This window comes from Lutibacter sp. HS1-25, from assembly GCF_004121075.1.
Classification (GTDB): domain Bacteria; phylum Bacteroidota; class Bacteroidia; order Flavobacteriales; family Flavobacteriaceae; genus Lutibacter.
This window is the reverse complement of record NZ_RHLN01000004.1, coordinates 49,945-66,971: the sequence shown is the minus strand read 5'-3', so window position 1 is coordinate 66,971 and position 17,027 is coordinate 49,945. Positions and strand designations below refer to the sequence as shown.

At 32.8% G+C, this 17,027-nt stretch carries 11 protein-coding genes; all 11 read right to left on the bottom strand.

Going from position 1 to position 17,027, the window contains the following annotated elements; translation table 11 throughout:
* Positions 1 to 10: 10 nt before the first annotated feature.
* The 11 genes from EC396_RS03085 to EC396_RS03030 all read right to left on the bottom strand — a co-directional run bounded on the left by EC396_RS03085 (position 11) and on the right by EC396_RS03030 (position 17,023).
* Positions 11 to 1,081 (bottom strand): glycoside hydrolase family 43 protein, encoded by a 1,071-nt coding sequence (locus EC396_RS03085; RefSeq protein ID WP_129365237.1) that lies wholly within the window; start codon positions 1,079 to 1,081, stop codon positions 11 to 13.
* Positions 1,082 to 1,437: 356 nt separating this feature from the next.
* Positions 1,438 to 3,669: a DUF5916 domain-containing protein gene (locus tag EC396_RS03080; protein ID WP_129365236.1), complete on the bottom strand. Its 2,232-nt coding sequence runs from the start codon at positions 3,667 to 3,669 to the stop codon at positions 1,438 to 1,440.
* Between the two features lie 97 nt (positions 3,670 to 3,766).
* Entirely contained in the window at positions 3,767 to 4,531 is a 765-nt protein-coding gene (locus tag EC396_RS03075) for a LytTR family DNA-binding domain-containing protein (RefSeq protein WP_129365235.1), read from the bottom strand.
* A gap of 131 nt (positions 4,532 to 4,662) precedes the next feature.
* A complete protein-coding gene (locus tag EC396_RS03070; protein WP_129365234.1) occupies positions 4,663 to 6,144 on the bottom strand; it encodes a sulfatase in 1,482 nt (493 codons plus the stop codon).
* Positions 6,145 to 6,157: 13 nt separating this feature from the next.
* Positions 6,158 to 7,066 carry a family 43 glycosylhydrolase gene (locus EC396_RS03065; protein ID WP_129365233.1) on the bottom strand — a complete coding sequence of 303 codons (909 nt, stop codon included), beginning with the start codon at positions 7,064 to 7,066 and terminating at the stop codon, positions 6,158 to 6,160.
* 15 nt (positions 7,067 to 7,081) lie between these two features.
* A complete protein-coding gene (locus tag EC396_RS03060; protein WP_129365232.1) occupies positions 7,082 to 8,623 on the bottom strand; it encodes a family 43 glycosylhydrolase in 1,542 nt (513 codons plus the stop codon).
* Positions 8,624 to 8,664: 41 nt separating this feature from the next.
* Complete coding sequence (locus EC396_RS03055; RefSeq protein ID WP_129365231.1) at positions 8,665 to 10,179, bottom strand: sulfatase; 1,515 nt, start codon at positions 10,177 to 10,179, stop codon at positions 8,665 to 8,667.
* 2 nt (positions 10,180 to 10,181) lie between these two features.
* The gene (locus tag EC396_RS03050) at positions 10,182 to 11,990 is read right to left on the bottom strand and encodes a glycoside hydrolase family 2 protein (protein WP_205757901.1); all 1,809 of its coding nucleotides are present in this window, start codon (positions 11,988 to 11,990) and stop codon (positions 10,182 to 10,184) included.
* Positions 11,991 to 12,000: 10 nt separating this feature from the next.
* Positions 12,001 to 12,855, bottom strand: coding sequence for a DUF1080 domain-containing protein (locus tag EC396_RS03045; protein WP_129365230.1), 855 nt, complete (start codon positions 12,853 to 12,855; stop codon positions 12,001 to 12,003).
* Between the two features lie 2 nt (positions 12,856 to 12,857).
* The gene (locus tag EC396_RS03040; protein ID WP_205757900.1) at positions 12,858 to 15,821 is read right to left on the bottom strand and encodes a DUF5060 domain-containing protein; all 2,964 of its coding nucleotides are present in this window, start codon (positions 15,819 to 15,821) and stop codon (positions 12,858 to 12,860) included.
* Positions 15,822 to 15,976: 155 nt separating this feature from the next.
* Complete coding sequence (locus EC396_RS03030) at positions 15,977 to 17,023, bottom strand: BT_3987 domain-containing protein (RefSeq protein ID WP_164975189.1); 1,047 nt, start codon at positions 17,021 to 17,023, stop codon at positions 15,977 to 15,979.
* Between the last annotated feature and the right edge of the window lie 4 nt (positions 17,024 to 17,027).

The window sequence follows — 17,027 nt, the reverse complement described above, 5'->3', positions numbered from 1 at the left end:
TTATAAGGTATCACTCACTCCCTAAAATTTGTTTTTTAACTTTAATAGTTTCGCCAATATCTTCTAATTCATATAACTGTACCCTTGTTTTTGGATAATGAAAATAGCGATGAACACATAATAATAAACGACCTTGAAAATCTTCGAAAATCATTCCGTGTCCTCTATCATCCCAAAGTATAGGCGTGTCATCCATTTTCCAAGGACCTGTTATTTTATCGCTTTCTGATATCGCAGTAGCGGTTGCATATAAATTATTTTCAGACCAACTTGACCAAATCATCACTAATTTTCCGGCTTTTGTTCTATAAAAATAAGCGCCATCTGTTACTGCTCCGGGATATAAAGTACCTTTATAATTGATGTTTTTCTTTGCCCATTTAGCATCACCTGCATCAAGAAGCACTATAGGATCACCTATAGTTTTCGATAAATCCTCAGAAAGTTTAATCGCTTTTATCAATCCGTTACCCAATTGAACCCACTCGTGACAATAAATCATCCAAGGTTGCCCATCTTCAAAATAGAATGTGGCATCAAGTGTCATTTCCCCCTCCGGAGTTGCTGGCTTATTTTCAAAAGGTATGAAAGGCCCTTTTGGTGAATCGGCCACTAATATTTGCGAAGCTCTCCAAGTTAATGGCGGTCTACCTTCTCGCGTATCCATAATTTTATTCCACGCATTAAACGTAGTAAACATATAGTATTTACCCTTGTGACAATGAACTTCAGGTGCCCAAGGTCCAGAATCATCATCTGCCCAAAAATCATCAGGAATAACAAAAGCTGCTTTTGGTCTAGACCACATTTTTAAATCTTTACTTTCTTGATAAAAAACACCCGCTTTTCCTTCTGGAGCACCTTCAACCAAGCCTGGGAATCTATCTGGCGCAAACTTTTCGTAAATAAAATATGATTTGGAGTTTTTATCGGCTAAAATACAAGGGTCGTGTACAATTAAATCATCTATAGAAATAGAGTCCTTGTTTTTTGAATAAACTTCTAATTCGTCTTGAATTTGAGCTTGAGAAACTATGCTTACAAGACTAAAAAAAAGTAGATTTAAAATCGTTGTTTTCATTTTTTTTATAATTTATGATTCATTAGCTTTAGGAGCATTTAACATACCTGGACGCATCACTTTCTTATAATCTCGTGGCACTTCTAATCTACCCCCTAAGGTCGGAACCTATTTTTCTGGTATTTGTTTTTTTAATTCTTCCTTAATTTTTTCAACTTATTTCTCAATAAGAATATTGGCATGTTGAAAAGAATCAAACATAATATACAATACATGAAATTAATATCTCATTTATTCAATTTTTTAGCTATTTAGTTCAATTGAAACTAAAAATATTTTTGATAATTGTTATTTTAAAAAGACAATTTTCATTTAATTAATTTATTGACCTTTTAAAATTGTGATTTTTTGAATTTTTATTTCATAAAGGTAATGGTGTATTTTGCAACAATTACTTGGTTATTATAATAAGGTAATTGAAACGTGCTAAAATCTCGTATTGTATTATAGCCTTTATTGTAAGCTAAATAAAAATCATGTCCATCTTTAAAGTTATAACGTAATCTTGCACTAGTAAAAAATTTATTTGTGAGTGAATTATATTGTGCCGTGATACTACCTGATAGATGCAAATTATAGGCCCAAATTATTCGCATTTGCGGAATGTTAATCCATTCATCAATCTGTCGGGTTTTAAAATTCAAATGGTTAAGCCTCCAAGAACCAATTAAGGAAACATGCTCATTAATATTCCATTCTGGCGAAAATTGAAACTCTAAATTATTACCGTCAAAAAATTCTCCATATTGAATTGAAGTAGTTGCTTTTAATGCACTTCTTTTAGCACTAGTAAATTGACCTTTTAAAAATTTAAAAAAATATTGTCCTTTAGGAATGCTAATGTCATCCGAAAACTTAAGGGGTTGCTCTAAAAACTCATATTGCATGGTTCCTGAAAGTGACACTTCTTCACCCGTAAAAAATCTACCCATATAGCCTGTACTGTTATACCAAGTAAGCACTTTTGATAAATCTGGCGTATAAAACACATCCGAATTTACTAACGTTAGCTTTCTATAATTAAAAATACCATCTACTTTCGTTCTATTAAACTTTCCATTTTCAAGCTCACCATGAATATTGTGATGCTTATTTCGTTTTACAAAACCCATGGCTGGATTATATAAATCTCCTGAATATTCGTAGGCTCCTTTCATAAACCAACCCTCTTGTTTTCTTTGATTAAACTGAAGTGCTAACCTTGAATTATCAAGTAAATTAAAGGATGTATTGCCATAATTTTTACCTTCAAAAGTACTCGATATGGAACCAATCAATAAGTTTTCATGACCCAAATCAAAAACACCATCCAATCCTATAGCCGAATTAAAATAATCATTCCTAACCCTATTTGTAGCCATAAAACCTATAAACGAACGGTTATTAAAAACTTTTCTCCTCAATCTTAACACACTAAAATTTTCAGAGTCTATTGCATTTTGGTTTATCTTAATACCTTCTGTTTGCAGAGTAATAAAACCTACATCCCAATTTCCTAATTCCCCCGTTAATTTAGCTCCTCCAATAATAGGTGTTAACTGTCCGTTGTTTATACCTATGGTTCTGCTATAAAATAATTGAGATTGCAGACCGGTATTAAAAATAAATAGACCTGCTTGCTGTAAAAAAAACTTTCTCCGCTCAGGAAGAAAAATGGAAGATCTATCCAAATTAACAATCTGATTATCAATATCAACTTGTGAGAAATCGGTATTTAACGTGAGATCCAACGTAAGATTTGGGGTCACACCAATGCGAACATCCAAACCAGCGTTCAATTTAGATTTTGATACTTTATTGAATGTTGAATTCTTAGGGTCAATATGATATTCATTATTATTTGACCCTAAAATATAAGGTGTTATTTGTAAATCCTTTTTTGGCAGCAAACCAATAAAACGCACTGGTTTTTTGAGGGAGGGTTGGGCAATTGCACCCGAAATTTCTTGTGGTAATTTTGGATATACCAAAAGTTTGTTATCATAATTTATAGTCCTAACTGCCGAAATACCACCCAACACTTGCCCATTTCTTATTTCGAACCTAAGTACCGACAAAGGAATACGAAATTCCGATTGCCATCCATCTGCATTTATTTGAGATTTACCTTCCCAAATCATATCATATGTAGGACCATCGGAAGACCTTCCCAACGAAACATTATCATTATAAATAGCATGATCCAATCGAGCTCCCGAAGGATATACACTAAACATAAAAGCATTTTTTCCTGTTTGGTTAGGGTCTATGTAAATGGTACTATAATCATCTCCATAATACCCATCCCTAACAAGAGTTCTTTTTATTATTTTTTCTGGATTTGGATCTTTTGCATCGAAACCTACATAAAGATAATTGTCATCAAACGTAACGTATAAAGATGTTAAAACATCTGTTTGCCCCCAACTTGGGCTATATTCAGTAAAATGAAATGGCTTTAAATCTTTCCAAACCTCATCATCCAAATTACCATCCAGAGTAACTAACTTATCTGTTTTATAAATGTCCTCAACAGTATCTAAATAGCTTTGAGAAAAACCATTATGCACCATTAAGTATATAAAGTATATAGAAATAAAATGTTTCATTGAAATAATTTTTTTCAGCGAAACTAAAGGAACCTATACAAACAAAAAATAAAACAGTGGCAAGTTGCGGTGTTTTAATGGTAAGTAGCAACCTAAATTATTGGATAATTAAATGTTGATACGTTCGGCTAAATTTAAGTTCATCTCCACTAATTAATTTTAGGATCCCATCACCATTTTTATTTTTTAAAATACATGCAATATAATTCACATTTACTATAAATGAACGATGAGTTCTAATAAACTGTCTCTCAGGAAGAATATCTTGAAATGATTTTAAACTTTGATATTTTACAAACTTTCCTTTTTCTGTATGAAGAACAATACAGTTATTCGAACTTTCTACATAAATTAAATCTTCTAGATTAATTAAATATTTTGTTCCGGATTTAGATACCAAAATTTTATCATAAATATTAAAGTCATCTTTTTCATCTACAAACTGTTCTTCTTTTTTAGAATTATTCAGAAAATAGAAAACCAATGAAAAATAACATAATAAGTTAACCGCAATATGATTGGTATGACTAGCATTTAAAAAATAATAGTTAAAGGATTCGTATCCTTCGTACATAAAATATCCATATACAAAAATGAACCATTGACCAATAAGCACATTCATTAAAGAAGTCATTATTGCCAAACCAGCATGTATACCCACCATTTTAATATCTTGAAAAATATACCATTTAATGTTCCAAGTTTTAATAATTTTTGCAGTAAAATTCCAAAATAAAAAACTTGAAAAAGCAAATACACCTAGTTCTGCATAGCACAACGAATTAATAGTGTTTTGAAACATTCGTCCAAAAATCAAATTTAAAAATACAAAAACACCTATTAAAATTATTTGTTTATACATAATTCAAATTCATCAATACAATAATGCTACACTTTAACATTTTGATATTTAAATTGTTACTTAAATTTAATTCGAATTTCATTTCAAACATGAATTCATCCAACTAATTTTTAATTTTTAGTTTTATAAAATTAAGATCCATTTGCTTTAGGAGCATTTAACATACCTGGACGCATCACTTTCTTATAATCTCGTGGCACTTCTAATCTACCCCCTAAGGTAGGAGCCCATTTTTCTGGCATTTGTTTTTTTAATTCTTCCTTAATTTTTTCAACATTTTTATCATTAGCAATATTGGTCCATTCATAAGGGTCATTTAATAAATCATATAATTCTTCGGTACCATCGGGGTAATTTAAATAGCGATAACGCTCATTTCTTATTGAAGCATATTTTTCGCCATAGGAAGTAAAAGAAGGATGATTCCATTGTAAATTTGGATTTTTTAGTAATGGAACCAAACTATTACCATCTAATAAATGCGTAGGTTTTTTAACACCAGCATATTCAACCAATGTTGGGTAGATATCTATTAAACTAACGGTTGCTTTGCTTACAGCCCTCTTTTTATTTGGAGTTCTTATAATAAAAGGCACATAATCGGCTTGTTCCCATAAGGTTGCTTTTCCCCAACGCATTTTTTCACCATTGTGAAAACCATTGTCTGAATAGAAAATAACAATCGTGTTTTTTGCATAATTACTTTTATCCAAAGCATTTATGACCTTACCTATATTATCATCGGCAAAACTATAATTGGCTGCATAGGCTTTCAAAAATTTCTTCCATAATGGAATTGATAATTCCTTCTTATCTCTAAATTTAGATAAAGAATCAACTAACATTTGACCTAAAAATGGCACATCCTCAAAATCATTTTCCTTATACCCTTTAGGCAAAGGAAAATCAACACCATCATATTGTTCAAAAAATCGTTTGGGAGCTGTATAAGGCGAATGTGGTCGCCACAACCCATACACCATTAAAAATGGTTTTTCATGATTTTTATTTAAAAAATCTATGGCTGCATTGGCATTTTTCACATCAGGAAAATCGGTATCTGGATCTTCCCAAGGTTTAATTGAAAAAAAATTATTTCCGCCAAACCAATAATCTTTTTCAGGAAATGGTCCAAACCCACCTTGATATACAGGGTAATTATCCCAAGTATTTTTTTCTCTCTCTGGTTCAATTTGATTATGATACAATTTCCCGGCACCCCAAGTTTCATAACCTTGTTCTTTAAAATGTTCAGGGATACTTTTTATAGTTTTTAAAATTTCAGATCGATTCCATCCATCACTTCCATTCATATAGGCACCCGTTGTATGTGGATATAAACCACTAAAAAAAGAAGAACGTGATGGATTGCAAACTGGAGAGTTACACGCAGCGTTTTCAAATAAAATTCCTTCAGAAATTAATTTTTCTAAATTTGGAGTCTGTATTAAAGGATATTGCTTTTTAATTGCATATCCGTTCATATCATCAGCAATAATTAAAATAATGTTAGGTTTAGTTGCTGCTATTTTATTACTTTTTACTGTTGTTTTACAAGATATCAATACAACAATTAAAAAGGAGACTGTACCTAGTTTTAAAAAATAGTTCATTATAATTTAAAATTTAAGTTTTTCTTTTTGAAGGAATAGAAATCCCTTCTTTAGTTGGTTCAACTAGTTGAATTGTACTATCTTCATTAAAATAAATATATTCTGCTCTAATTCTTCGATTGCTTACTTCACTTTCTTTTGGAGCCCATTCGTGGTAAAAAATAATCCAATCATCTTTGTATTTTAAAATTGAATGATGATTATTTCCTCCATAAGGTTTCATAATTTCACCCTTAAACTCAAAAGGCCCTAAAGGTGATTTCCCTGTATAATAAATTAAATTATTCCAATCTCTGGCGATGGTGAAATAATAAATTCCGTGGCGTTTAAAAACATAAGCTGCTTCAAACTTTTTTGGACGGTATTCTAAATTTAAATTGATAGGTTCTTTATTTTCAACACTAATCATATCCTCATTTAAAATATAAACTTTATCCTGAATGTAGAGGTATGATTTTCCATCGTCATCATTAAAAATTGCAGGATCGTGTCCCGGAATCATTCTTTTTCCTAAGGCATCGGTATAAGGGCCTTCAATATTTTTACTGGTAGCAACGCCAACTCCACCAGGCACTTCCTTTCTGTGCTCGCCATTGTGAAAATAATAGTAAAAATAATAAGTACCGTTTTTATAAGTGATGTCTGGTGCCCAAGCATTATCTACACCCCAACCAGACATTGTGGTATTAAAAATAACACCGTGATCTGTCCAAGTTTTTGTGTCTGTAGTAGATAAACAGTGCCATTCTTTTTGGTCACTCCAATCCTTTTTATCATTTGTAGGAAACACAAATAAACGTCCATCTTGGGCTACAATTCCCGAAGGATCAGCTCCCCAAAATAATGGATTTTGACTATAAATTTTTGCACTAAAAAAAAGGCAAACAACTAATAATGTGCTTAGTAATTTTATTTTTATCATCTTCTTATGTTATTTTTATTCTAAACCTTGATACTTAAATTCTTCAAAAATCACTTGGTTGGTTCCATAACTAAACAACCCATATTTATAACTATCGTGAGCTCTTAATGAGCAATCGAATTTTATCCAATTTTCTCCATCTTCACTATAAAACAAGCTCAAATCTTTTTGCATGTTTTTTATTTTTAGCCATACTCCCTTTTTATTTTTTAATGAATAAATTGACTGTCTAACTCTCCAATCTGGACCTTCAGCTAAAAAAACATTTTCGCCATTTGTAGCAATTCCTTCATTTCCTAATCGTAATCCAGATATGGCATTTTTAGATGCTCCATTAATTTTTACAGTTACTTCAAAACTTATATTTGGTGCATAATTATAAATTTCAGAAGCCGTTTTAAATGAATCTCCAGAAGCTTTCATCTTCAATTGTTTATTACCTAATGAAAAATTATTTACTTTCTCATTGTCGTAATACCATTGTATTGCAGGTTCTTTTGAATCAAAATTATCTGATAAAGGCAAGCCATGACCTACATTTTCACCTTTAGGTTTTGGAATTAAAGCATTAGAACTATAACCCATTTTTTGAATTGGCCAGCCATCTTTTGTCCATTCAATTGGCATTAATAATGCAGGGCGTCCCATTTCTGTGAAATTTTTAACACGGCCATGATAAATAGTCCACCAAGTACCATCAGCAGCTTCAAAAACAGTTCCGTGACCTTGATGCCAAAAAGCTTCCTCTTGATTGTTGGTATGGGTTAATGGATTGTATGGTGAATTTTCCCAAGGACCAAGCGGATGTTTGGCTCTGGCAACAACACTCATGTGCGCTGTTGAAGGCCCACTTGTACCACCCTCTGCAGAAACCATATAATAAAACCCATCTTTATAAAATAATTTCGGGCTTTCTAAACATTTACACTCCACCACCCAATCTTTTGGATAGTCCCAACCATCATAAACTATTTTTGGTTTAGAAATGGCTTTGGTACCTTCATCATTCAATTGCATTGCCCAGCCATGATTTACGTACAAATATTTTTCTCCAGTTGGTGTTTGAATAAACCCTGGGTCAATTCCTGAATAGTCGCCATCTGGAATTTCAATATCTAAATTTATAGGTTCAGACCAAGGTCCTTCAGGTTTTTCGGCTGTAATTACAAAATTTCCGAAGGCGCCTTCCTTTTTATTTGGAAAAACCTTAATTGGCATATACACATAAAACTTATTATTAAAATATTGCAAATCAATCGCCCAAACCGTATTAAAGCCTGCTGGTAAACGATGCCTAACAACAGGTTTCCAGTTGACCAAGTCTTTTGAATGCCAAATAATGATGCCATTAGTTCTGCTAAAAGCAACATAATAATCATCCTTTACCCTAACCAATGAAGGATCACCATAATTACCCGGAAAAATTGGATTTTTATAATATCCGTTATTTTTATCAGCCAAAATCTGACCTTCATTTTTTACTTTTTCACTTCTAAAGTTTTGAGAAAAAAGGGATATTGATACAAAAAACAACAAGATAAACTTGATTAATTTCATTTTCTTTAGTTTAGATATTTTAATTCCAAAAAACTAAATCTTTAATTTAAAAATTGTGTATTTGGCTTTGGATGCGTATTTAAAATAGCAATCATTTCCTTTAAAACTTTTGGTTTTAATGATGCATAGTTTTTAGTTTCTAAAGGATCTTCTTGATAATCATACAATTCATAAATCTTTTCGTCATTTCTAATATTTGTCCATTGTACCATACGATAACGCTCAGTACGTATTGCTTGTCCAATAAATTTATCTTTTCCTCTGTTCCTTGGATAGGAATGATATGCATGATTTCTAATGGTAGCTTTTGTATCTTTTAATGCAGGAACTAAACTTAAACCATCAAAAGGTTGTTCAACTTCAGGTTTTGATAAACCTGCTAAATCTGCCAAAGTTGGATAAATGTCAACAGTTTCTGCCAATTGTTGCGTAACACTATTTTTAGAAATTCCTGGCCCTGCAAAAATCAAAGGAATTCTTACAGCTTGTTCAAAATTTGAATGTTTGGTCCAAGAACCGTGATCTCCTAAATGCCAACCGTGATCTCCCCATAGCACAATAATGGTATTATCTAAAATATTCAACCTTTCCAATTCATCTATTACCCTACCTACTTGTGCATCCATATAACTTACGCTAGCATAATATCCGTGTATTAATTTTGTTTTAAGTTCTTTATCAAATATTTCGCCTGTGGTTGGAATTGGTTTAAAATTCTCTATTTCACCTCTCCTTTTTACTGTAAAACCAGGTGCATCTTTTGGAATACCTTCAAATTCAGGCATTGGTAATTTTTCAGGATTATATAAATCCCAATACTTTTTTGGCACTGAAAAAGGAAGGTGCGGTCGCGCAAAACCAACGGCCATAAAAAATGGTTGGTCTGGAGTTGAATTCAGTTTTCTTAATCTATCTATGGCGTGGGTTGCAGTCCTTCCATCTGCATAAGCTTCATCCAAAACATCAGGATCCTCCCAAGCTGCTCCTCTTGGTAATTCCTTAACCGCAGGAACATTTTTTTCATACATTCTAGTATTATTAAAAAAGGCTTCTTCTCTGGTTAATGCTCTTTCCGTACTAATTGGCACGATATATTCAATAACTTTATCCTCATGATGTGGGACACTCCAAGATGCATCATCACCCATATTTCCATGACCAATATGATAAACCTTACCCATAGATTCTGTGTGATATCCAGCATTCATAAAATATTGAGGTAAAGTAATTGCATTGGGATATAAATTTCTAAAATTTCTTCCAAATGAATAAATACCAGAGCTTGTTGAACGCGTTCCTAACATTAAGTTGTATCGAGAAGGCGCACAAACAGCTTGATTAGCATATGCTAAATCAAATCGAATTCCCATCGTTGCCAGTTTATCAATATTTGGACTAACAACCAATGAATCACCATAAGCACCCAATATAGGTTTTAAGTCATCAACCAAAATCATTACAATATTGGGTTTATTTTTAATAGAGATATTTTGGGAAAACCCTGTTGTTTGTATCAAAAAAAAGCTAAATAATATATATGTTATTTGTTTTATCATTGTTATTTGTTATTTGTTGTATAAGTAGATTCATTGGCCTTTTTAACACGTTCTTTATCCATTTTTACTACTTTTCTATCGTAGGTATACAAGCCATTCATTTCATTTTCAACATCCGTCCATTGTGTGTAAACTGATGCACTCAAACCTTCATTTTGAAAACCTTTTATCATTTCAATAAAACGTTCATATTCTTTTGTTGCGGCCTCTTTTCCTTCATAATTATAATGTACCCAAGGTCCGTCTAAGTCCCACACATGACCTTCAACATTGTAACCAATAGCTCCGTATTCACCATTAACAACAGCTCTTTTATTGGAGGCAAAAGGCACAGACGGCGGACGATAAGAGTGGTTGTCTTTTATATGCCCAACTTCATAATCGATATCTGGTTTTCCGGCATCAATTCCGCTATTTCCAATAACCAATCGAGAAGGATCCAATGCCATCGTATACTCTGTCAATCTATTAACATCATACAATCCCCAATGTTCATTAAACACCACCCAAACAATAATTGAAGGATGATTTGCATTGTTACGTACCATATTTGTCAACTCTGTTTCAAACTGTGTTTTTTCTGCTTCTGAACGCTTTTTAAAGGTACTTGGCATATCTTGCCAGACTAAAACACCTAATTTATCAGCCCAATAATACCACCTTTGCGGTTCAATTTTAATGTGTTTACGAATCATATTAAAGCCCCAATCCTTGATGTTTTCAATATCCCATTTTAAGGCCTCATCGGTTGGTGCTGTATAAATTCCATCGGGCCAATAACCTTGATCTAAAGGTCCCATTTGAAATAAAAACTCGTTATTCAACATTATTTTTTGAAGATTCCCTACCAATTGAATTGAAATTTTTCGCATACCTGTATAGGAAGTTACTTCGTCTAAAACCTGTGTACTATCTTTTAATTTTATAATTACATCGTATAAAAACGGACTGTCTGGTGACCATAACTTAGGATTAGGAACCTTTACTTGAAAAGGAATATTCAAACCTCCTTCACCTTTACTTACAATATCACTCCCCTCTTTTACAAGTACTTCAACAGATTGATTTGGTCCAGAGTTCTGTGCATTTACTAAAACGTCAATTAATTGTGCATCAATATTAGGTGTAATTGTAAAATTTGTAATATGTGCTTTTGGAACAGGCTCTATCCAAACAGTTTGCCATATTCCAGAACAAGGTGTATATGCATATCGCTGCGGATTGCTAAAACTTTCATTTGATTGTTTTCCATAAGCAATACCAGCTTCACTTCCCGGATCAAAAACCTGAACAGCCAATTCATTATTGCCTGCAATTAGGAAAGGAGAAATATTAAATGAAAAGGCATCATAACCTCCTTTGTGCATTCCCACAAATTTTCCGTTTACAAATACTTTTGCTTCAAAATCTACCGCTCCAAAATGCAATAAAACATCACTACCTTCCCAATCTTTTGGAACTGTAAATGAGCGTTTATACCAGGCTCTTTGTGTTGCTAATTGCTGTTGAATACCAGACAAATGCGATTCCCAAGGAAAAGGCACAACTATTTTGTTTTTTAAGCTTTTTGGAATCGATGATCCTTCAACGGTTTCACCAAATGCCCAAACGCCATTTAAGTTTTTCCACTTTTCACGCACCATTATTGGTCTAGGATATTCTGATAACGGATTGTTTTTATCAAAATTTCCAGCCCAAGGTGTGACCATAGGTTGTTTTCCTTTTACATGAACACCATCAACCTTTTTGCTGTTCTGCGCATATAATTGCACAAAACATAAAACCATTATTATTGTAAAAAAATGTTTCATTTTTATCATTTTATTTTAAAAACTTTTCAATTGGAATGTCTTCGTTAAACTCTTTAATTTTGATGTTTTTATAAAAAACTTCAGCAGTTTCGGCTTGTAAACCAATTGGGCCTTCAGAATGGCTTAAATTAGTGATCACGTTTACTACTTTTCCGTTTAATTTATAAACTGCATATTTATTGCCCATTACAATTACTTCGCATTCATTCCATTGCCCGTCAAGACCATGAAAGGGTGCGTCTTTATGTACTTTATGCTCTCCACCTCTATGTTCTTGTGGTGCACCTCCTTCTTCTGGTGCTAAGTATGTTCTCTGCTTTACGTCTTCATTAGTATTGTCAGCATTCCAGTCAAATTCAGCACCCGAATTCCAAATACAACCTGTATGATTTTCGTTTTTAGTATGATCATATCGTACTTGATATTCAATACCTTTTGGCCAAATAGCAACATCAAAAACATGAAAATACAAACCGGCATCGTACTGAAATTGATTGAAATTATTATATTTTTTTTCGCCCCATTTGTATTCAAATTTAAAGCTGTAACGACTGTACGATTCATTTGTAAAAAACATACAATGTGTTCCTGATTTATTATCAACAAATCCATATTCATCAGGGAAATCTTTAAACACATGCATTTCTCCATTTTCACCAGCCGTAAAAACCTGAGCTGCTAAACCATCTGTCTTATCACGACACATGATATTCCAATTATTCATATCTTTTCCGTTGTAGAGATTTACGTAACCTTCTTTATCTATTGCTCCTAATTCGGTTAACTTACTACCTGATTTTTGAGAAGCACAACTTCCTATTAGAAATGCTGCAACCACTATTAATCCACTTGAAAAATATTTCATATTTATTTTTTTGAAATTATTATTAACCAATCTTGTTGTTTTTTATTTGGTGACTGCCCTAATTCAACTGAAGACCCACCTTTTACTTTTTTAATTTTAGTTTGAAGTAATGCGCCCCCTTTTTTAGGGTTAAACCAATAAACTTGAAAATCTCCGTTTGCCTCTCTTAAATCTAAAGAAGCTGTTTCAACTGAGTTTAGATACACCAAATACGTATCATTTTCTTTTGCGAAACAATACACCGTATTTTCATTTGCGGAATTACCTACCAATTCATTTTTGTTTTCCATTTCCCAAAAAGGAATCTTATTCTCTTTGAAAAAATTCAATGCAATAACACCTTGATTCCAAAATAAATCTCTAGATCTGTAATCTTCACAAGTTAAATCTGAATGGTCATGTTTATACCCAAAATACCATTCGGTTCCCCAGCCACCTGCCATAAATGTAGACCAAAGACCATTTCGTCTAGCCAAATCGTGATCAGGATCATCGGCATCAGGCATTAGAGCATGTTGTGCATCTCCAGGTTCATCAACAGCAACGGCCCATTGTTTTCCTGCTTTTTTCGAAGCCTCTATCCAATGTAAAACCTCTTTATGAATCAATCTAAAATCGGCATGATGCGTTTGAATTGAAGGGCCTGTATATTTACTATTTGGACCTAATAAATCGGTAAACGGATTTCCATTATGAATAACCACATGGTGTTTATATGGATCGTGTTCATTAAAATAAGCTGCCATAGACAAACGTTCTTGCGTAAATTGCGGAGGTGTTGGGTGGTTTTTTACCCAATCACCATTTTCCTCACCAGTATTCCAGTTCAAAGCTAAATGATGACCAAAGCGTGCAATTAATTCTCGGTAATATAATTTACTATTTGCACCTACACCTCCATTATCTAACAAACCTTGATTTTCCATTTCCAAGGTTTTAAAATGTAGAAACATTCCCAATTTATCGGCATGTTCAAAAACAATTTCCCATTGATCTAATTTTGAAACATCAAAACGATCCCAGTTATCATAATCTACATACGGAAACACATTTTGATCATCACCTTTTATATTATTGGTTAAGAATGAAAAAGCATTTAAACCTTTTGAAGCTAAGTAATTTAAGGCACCAATCATTGCTTTTCCCTTTCCGTTTTGCCAAGTTGGGTCGCCATCTTTCCAATCTTGTAAATGAGCAGTCCAAGTTTTTACCATATTATCTTTATGACCATCATTGTGAAATGTTCCATCAAAATCGGCATACGAAAGAAAATTTTCTGGTGCGTCAGAACCCACTTTTAAAAAGTATTCACCAGTTTCAGCAAATTTCAAATAACGTTCACCAACATATTGTAAGCGTCCTTTACCTCTAAAATCTCTTCCTGTTTTATCCGATTTTTCAACAGTAAAACTCCCAGTTGCCCCATCCATAAAACCGCCAGTGTCACCTGGTTTATTTCTATCACTCACAGCAACCCAGCGTCCTTTTCTAAAATCCACCTTATAATTCCACTCTCCAATTTCATCAGGCGCAAAATGAACTCTCCATTTGTTTCCTTTAATTGCTGAAGTTTCACCCGCATTACCATCGGCAGCAAAATATCCTGGAACCACATACTTTTTACCACTTTCATTGTGGGTAAATGTTACATTGAATCGGTAATTAAAGAACGGATTATACTCATCATCTTCGGCAGTTTCAGGACCATCAAATGTCAATGTAACTTTATGCCATTTTTTAAATTCCCCACTTTTTTTAACAACAGTATGTAAAGCCGCTTCAGTTTGAATATTTTGTATAAGGTTTTCACCTTGACCAATAGAAACAATTGCAATACCTATCCATCTTGCGCGACTAAACTCTTTTCCATCTTTACTTCCAATTTCAGCAGTAACAGTTATTTTTTCATTGTTATTTAATTGCACATCAGCAAAAGATTTGGCATAAGCAGGACCTTCTTCAAAAGCACTTGTGCTTAATGGCGGACTAAAATTGCCTTGTATAAAACTATTAACAGAAATGGTATATTTTGACCTTCCATCATTTTCACCTACGGTAAACAAAACCACATCATACAGTCCCGAATTGCCATTAAAAATAGCAGAAGCACTTGCTTCCTTATTTTTATTTGGATTGATTGCCAACCAATTGTTATTTACGTAAAATTTATTCTCTGTATTCTCAAAATCCAAAGCTGAAATCACAATTGCTTCTGGAGACGCTTTTTTAACAAGGTCTAAAAAAGATTCATTATCAACTTTAGTTTCAGTCATTGCATATTTTGGGTCATTTCTTGGATTGAAATCTTTATTGGTAGTCATTAACCATTGATCCATTTCAACACCATCTTCACGCATACTAAATTGAATATCGTGAATTCCTGGCTTTTCAACATCCAAATAAATTTGAAATGGAACTCCGCAATGCACTTCCTTGGTACGCTGTTTACTTTCCCAAAACCAAGATTTTTTACCTTCACACCATTGCATCCTTTTACCAGATTCAGGCCATTCACCATCAATACCAACATGAATACCATTGTCTTCTGTGCCAGTGCTAAAAACTTTTGCCCAAACATAATATCTTCCAGCTGTTTGGAAATTTACTTTATAACTAACAACACCAACTTCCCCAGCTTTATCTGTAAAATTTTCGCCTGAAATTAATTTGTCTGCATGTGTTTTACGCGTATCTGGTAAAATCTTTATATAGGCATTACCACTAGCAGTTTTAGCGTGGGAATCTTCGATATTATCACCTAAAACTGAGGTTGATTTCACAATCTGCCATTTTCTAACTTCTGACTTAGTTTGAGAGGTAAAATCTTCGGCTTCAACTACAATTAAACCATTTTTTTCATTAAAACCTCCTGTTAAAACCTCTACATTTTGTGACTGTAAATTGAAATAGTTTAATAGGAAAAATATACCTACTACAACCCTTTTTAAAATATTATAAATTTTCATAGATTCAATATAAATTAGATTATTTAAGTATTAAAAATAAAGCTAATGACTACAAAACGCAGTCTTATTTGTACTTAAATTTTGTTCATTTAACCAAAAGAACCATATTACAATGTAATATGGTTCTTTATACAAACAAAACTCAAAAAATGAATTTATGGAACCTCAACAACGGTTACACTAAACTCTTCAAATTTAATTTCATCATTTCTAAACACTAAAGTATCTTTAACTTGATGATATACACCTCCATCTTGATACGTATAATCTAAAAACATTGTTTTTCTTGGTTCTCCTCCCCAAGATTCAGCTAATGAATCATCTTTTGAAACAAATTTTCCAATACCATCAGCTGGCAACGAACCTTCAGCATTAGAAATTACGATAGAACCATCTAAAGCTATATCTAAAACTAAGGTATTGTTACTACCTGCATTTATTCCCATTCTATTACTAGTAGAATGGTAAACACTTGATGTTAAAACATCTGTTAATAAATTATCTTCCATATACTTCGTATTGTATATTTCAGAACTCACCACATTTCCATTCATACCGTCTAAAGTATCATCCTGTCCTTTTTGAAGGTATTTTCCATGATATTTATTGATAAATTTAACCCCAAACATGGTGAAATCTTTTGGTAAATATCCAGCTTCCCAATCGGCTGAAACTCTACGATCTGGATCTACAACACCATTTGCAGCTACACCTGTTAAAACACCTGTAGTGTTAGAAGATGTTATAACTAAAGGAATAACATAATTTGTTGTTATTGACATTGGATCTGCAAAGAAATCATCTGTTAAATCTACTCTTACCGTTCCTGTTAAACTACCTTTTGGTATTGTAATTTCAGTTGAGGCAAGTGTATAATAGTTACTTGGCATTAACATTACTGGTTGTGTACCACTAGCGTCTAAATATGCATTTGTAACCAATTCTGGAGCTAAGGCAATACTAACAACTCTATTTTTATCATTAGATCTTAAACCTCCAACAGTAACACCAATGCTAAATGCTCTTTCCAAATCTATGGTATTATCAACTCTACTATCTTCTTGCAAAGAAATAGTTCTTACAGGATATTGAATTGGAAAATACACATTTTGCGTATCAAAATCATCAAACTCATTTTCCGAATTTTCACATCCGTAACTCAAAAACAAAAGTGCGAGTACGTATAATATTCTTATTTTCATAATT

Excerpts from the sequence above, each read along its gene's own strand:
- EC396_RS03075 (WP_129365235.1), bottom strand. The coding sequence starts at position 4,531 with ATGTATAAACAAATAATTTTAATAGGTGTTTTTGTATTTTTAAATTTG.
- EC396_RS03070 (WP_129365234.1), bottom strand. The coding sequence starts at position 6,144 with ATGAACTATTTTTTAAAACTAGGTACAGTCTCCTTTTTAATTGTTGTA.
- EC396_RS03080 (WP_129365236.1), bottom strand. The coding sequence starts at position 3,669 with ATGAAACATTTTATTTCTATATACTTTATATACTTAATGGTGCATAAT.
- EC396_RS03065 (WP_129365233.1), bottom strand. The coding sequence starts at position 7,066 with ATGATAAAAATAAAATTACTAAGCACATTATTAGTTGTTTGCCTTTTT.
- EC396_RS03030 (WP_164975189.1), bottom strand. The coding sequence starts at position 17,023 with ATGAAAATAAGAATATTATACGTACTCGCACTTTTGTTTTTGAGTTAC.
- EC396_RS03085 (WP_129365237.1), bottom strand. The coding sequence starts at position 1,081 with ATGAAAACAACGATTTTAAATCTACTTTTTTTTAGTCTTGTAAGCATA.
- EC396_RS03050 (WP_205757901.1), bottom strand. The coding sequence starts at position 11,990 with ATGAAACATTTTTTTACAATAATAATGGTTTTATGTTTTGTGCAATTA.
- EC396_RS03045 (WP_129365230.1), bottom strand. The coding sequence starts at position 12,855 with ATGAAATATTTTTCAAGTGGATTAATAGTGGTTGCAGCATTTCTAATA.
- EC396_RS03060 (WP_129365232.1), bottom strand. The coding sequence starts at position 8,623 with ATGAAATTAATCAAGTTTATCTTGTTGTTTTTTGTATCAATATCCCTT.
- EC396_RS03055 (WP_129365231.1), bottom strand. The coding sequence starts at position 10,179 with ATGATAAAACAAATAACATATATATTATTTAGCTTTTTTTTGATACAA.
- EC396_RS03040 (WP_205757900.1), bottom strand. The coding sequence starts at position 15,821 with ATGAAAATTTATAATATTTTAAAAAGGGTTGTAGTAGGTATATTTTTC.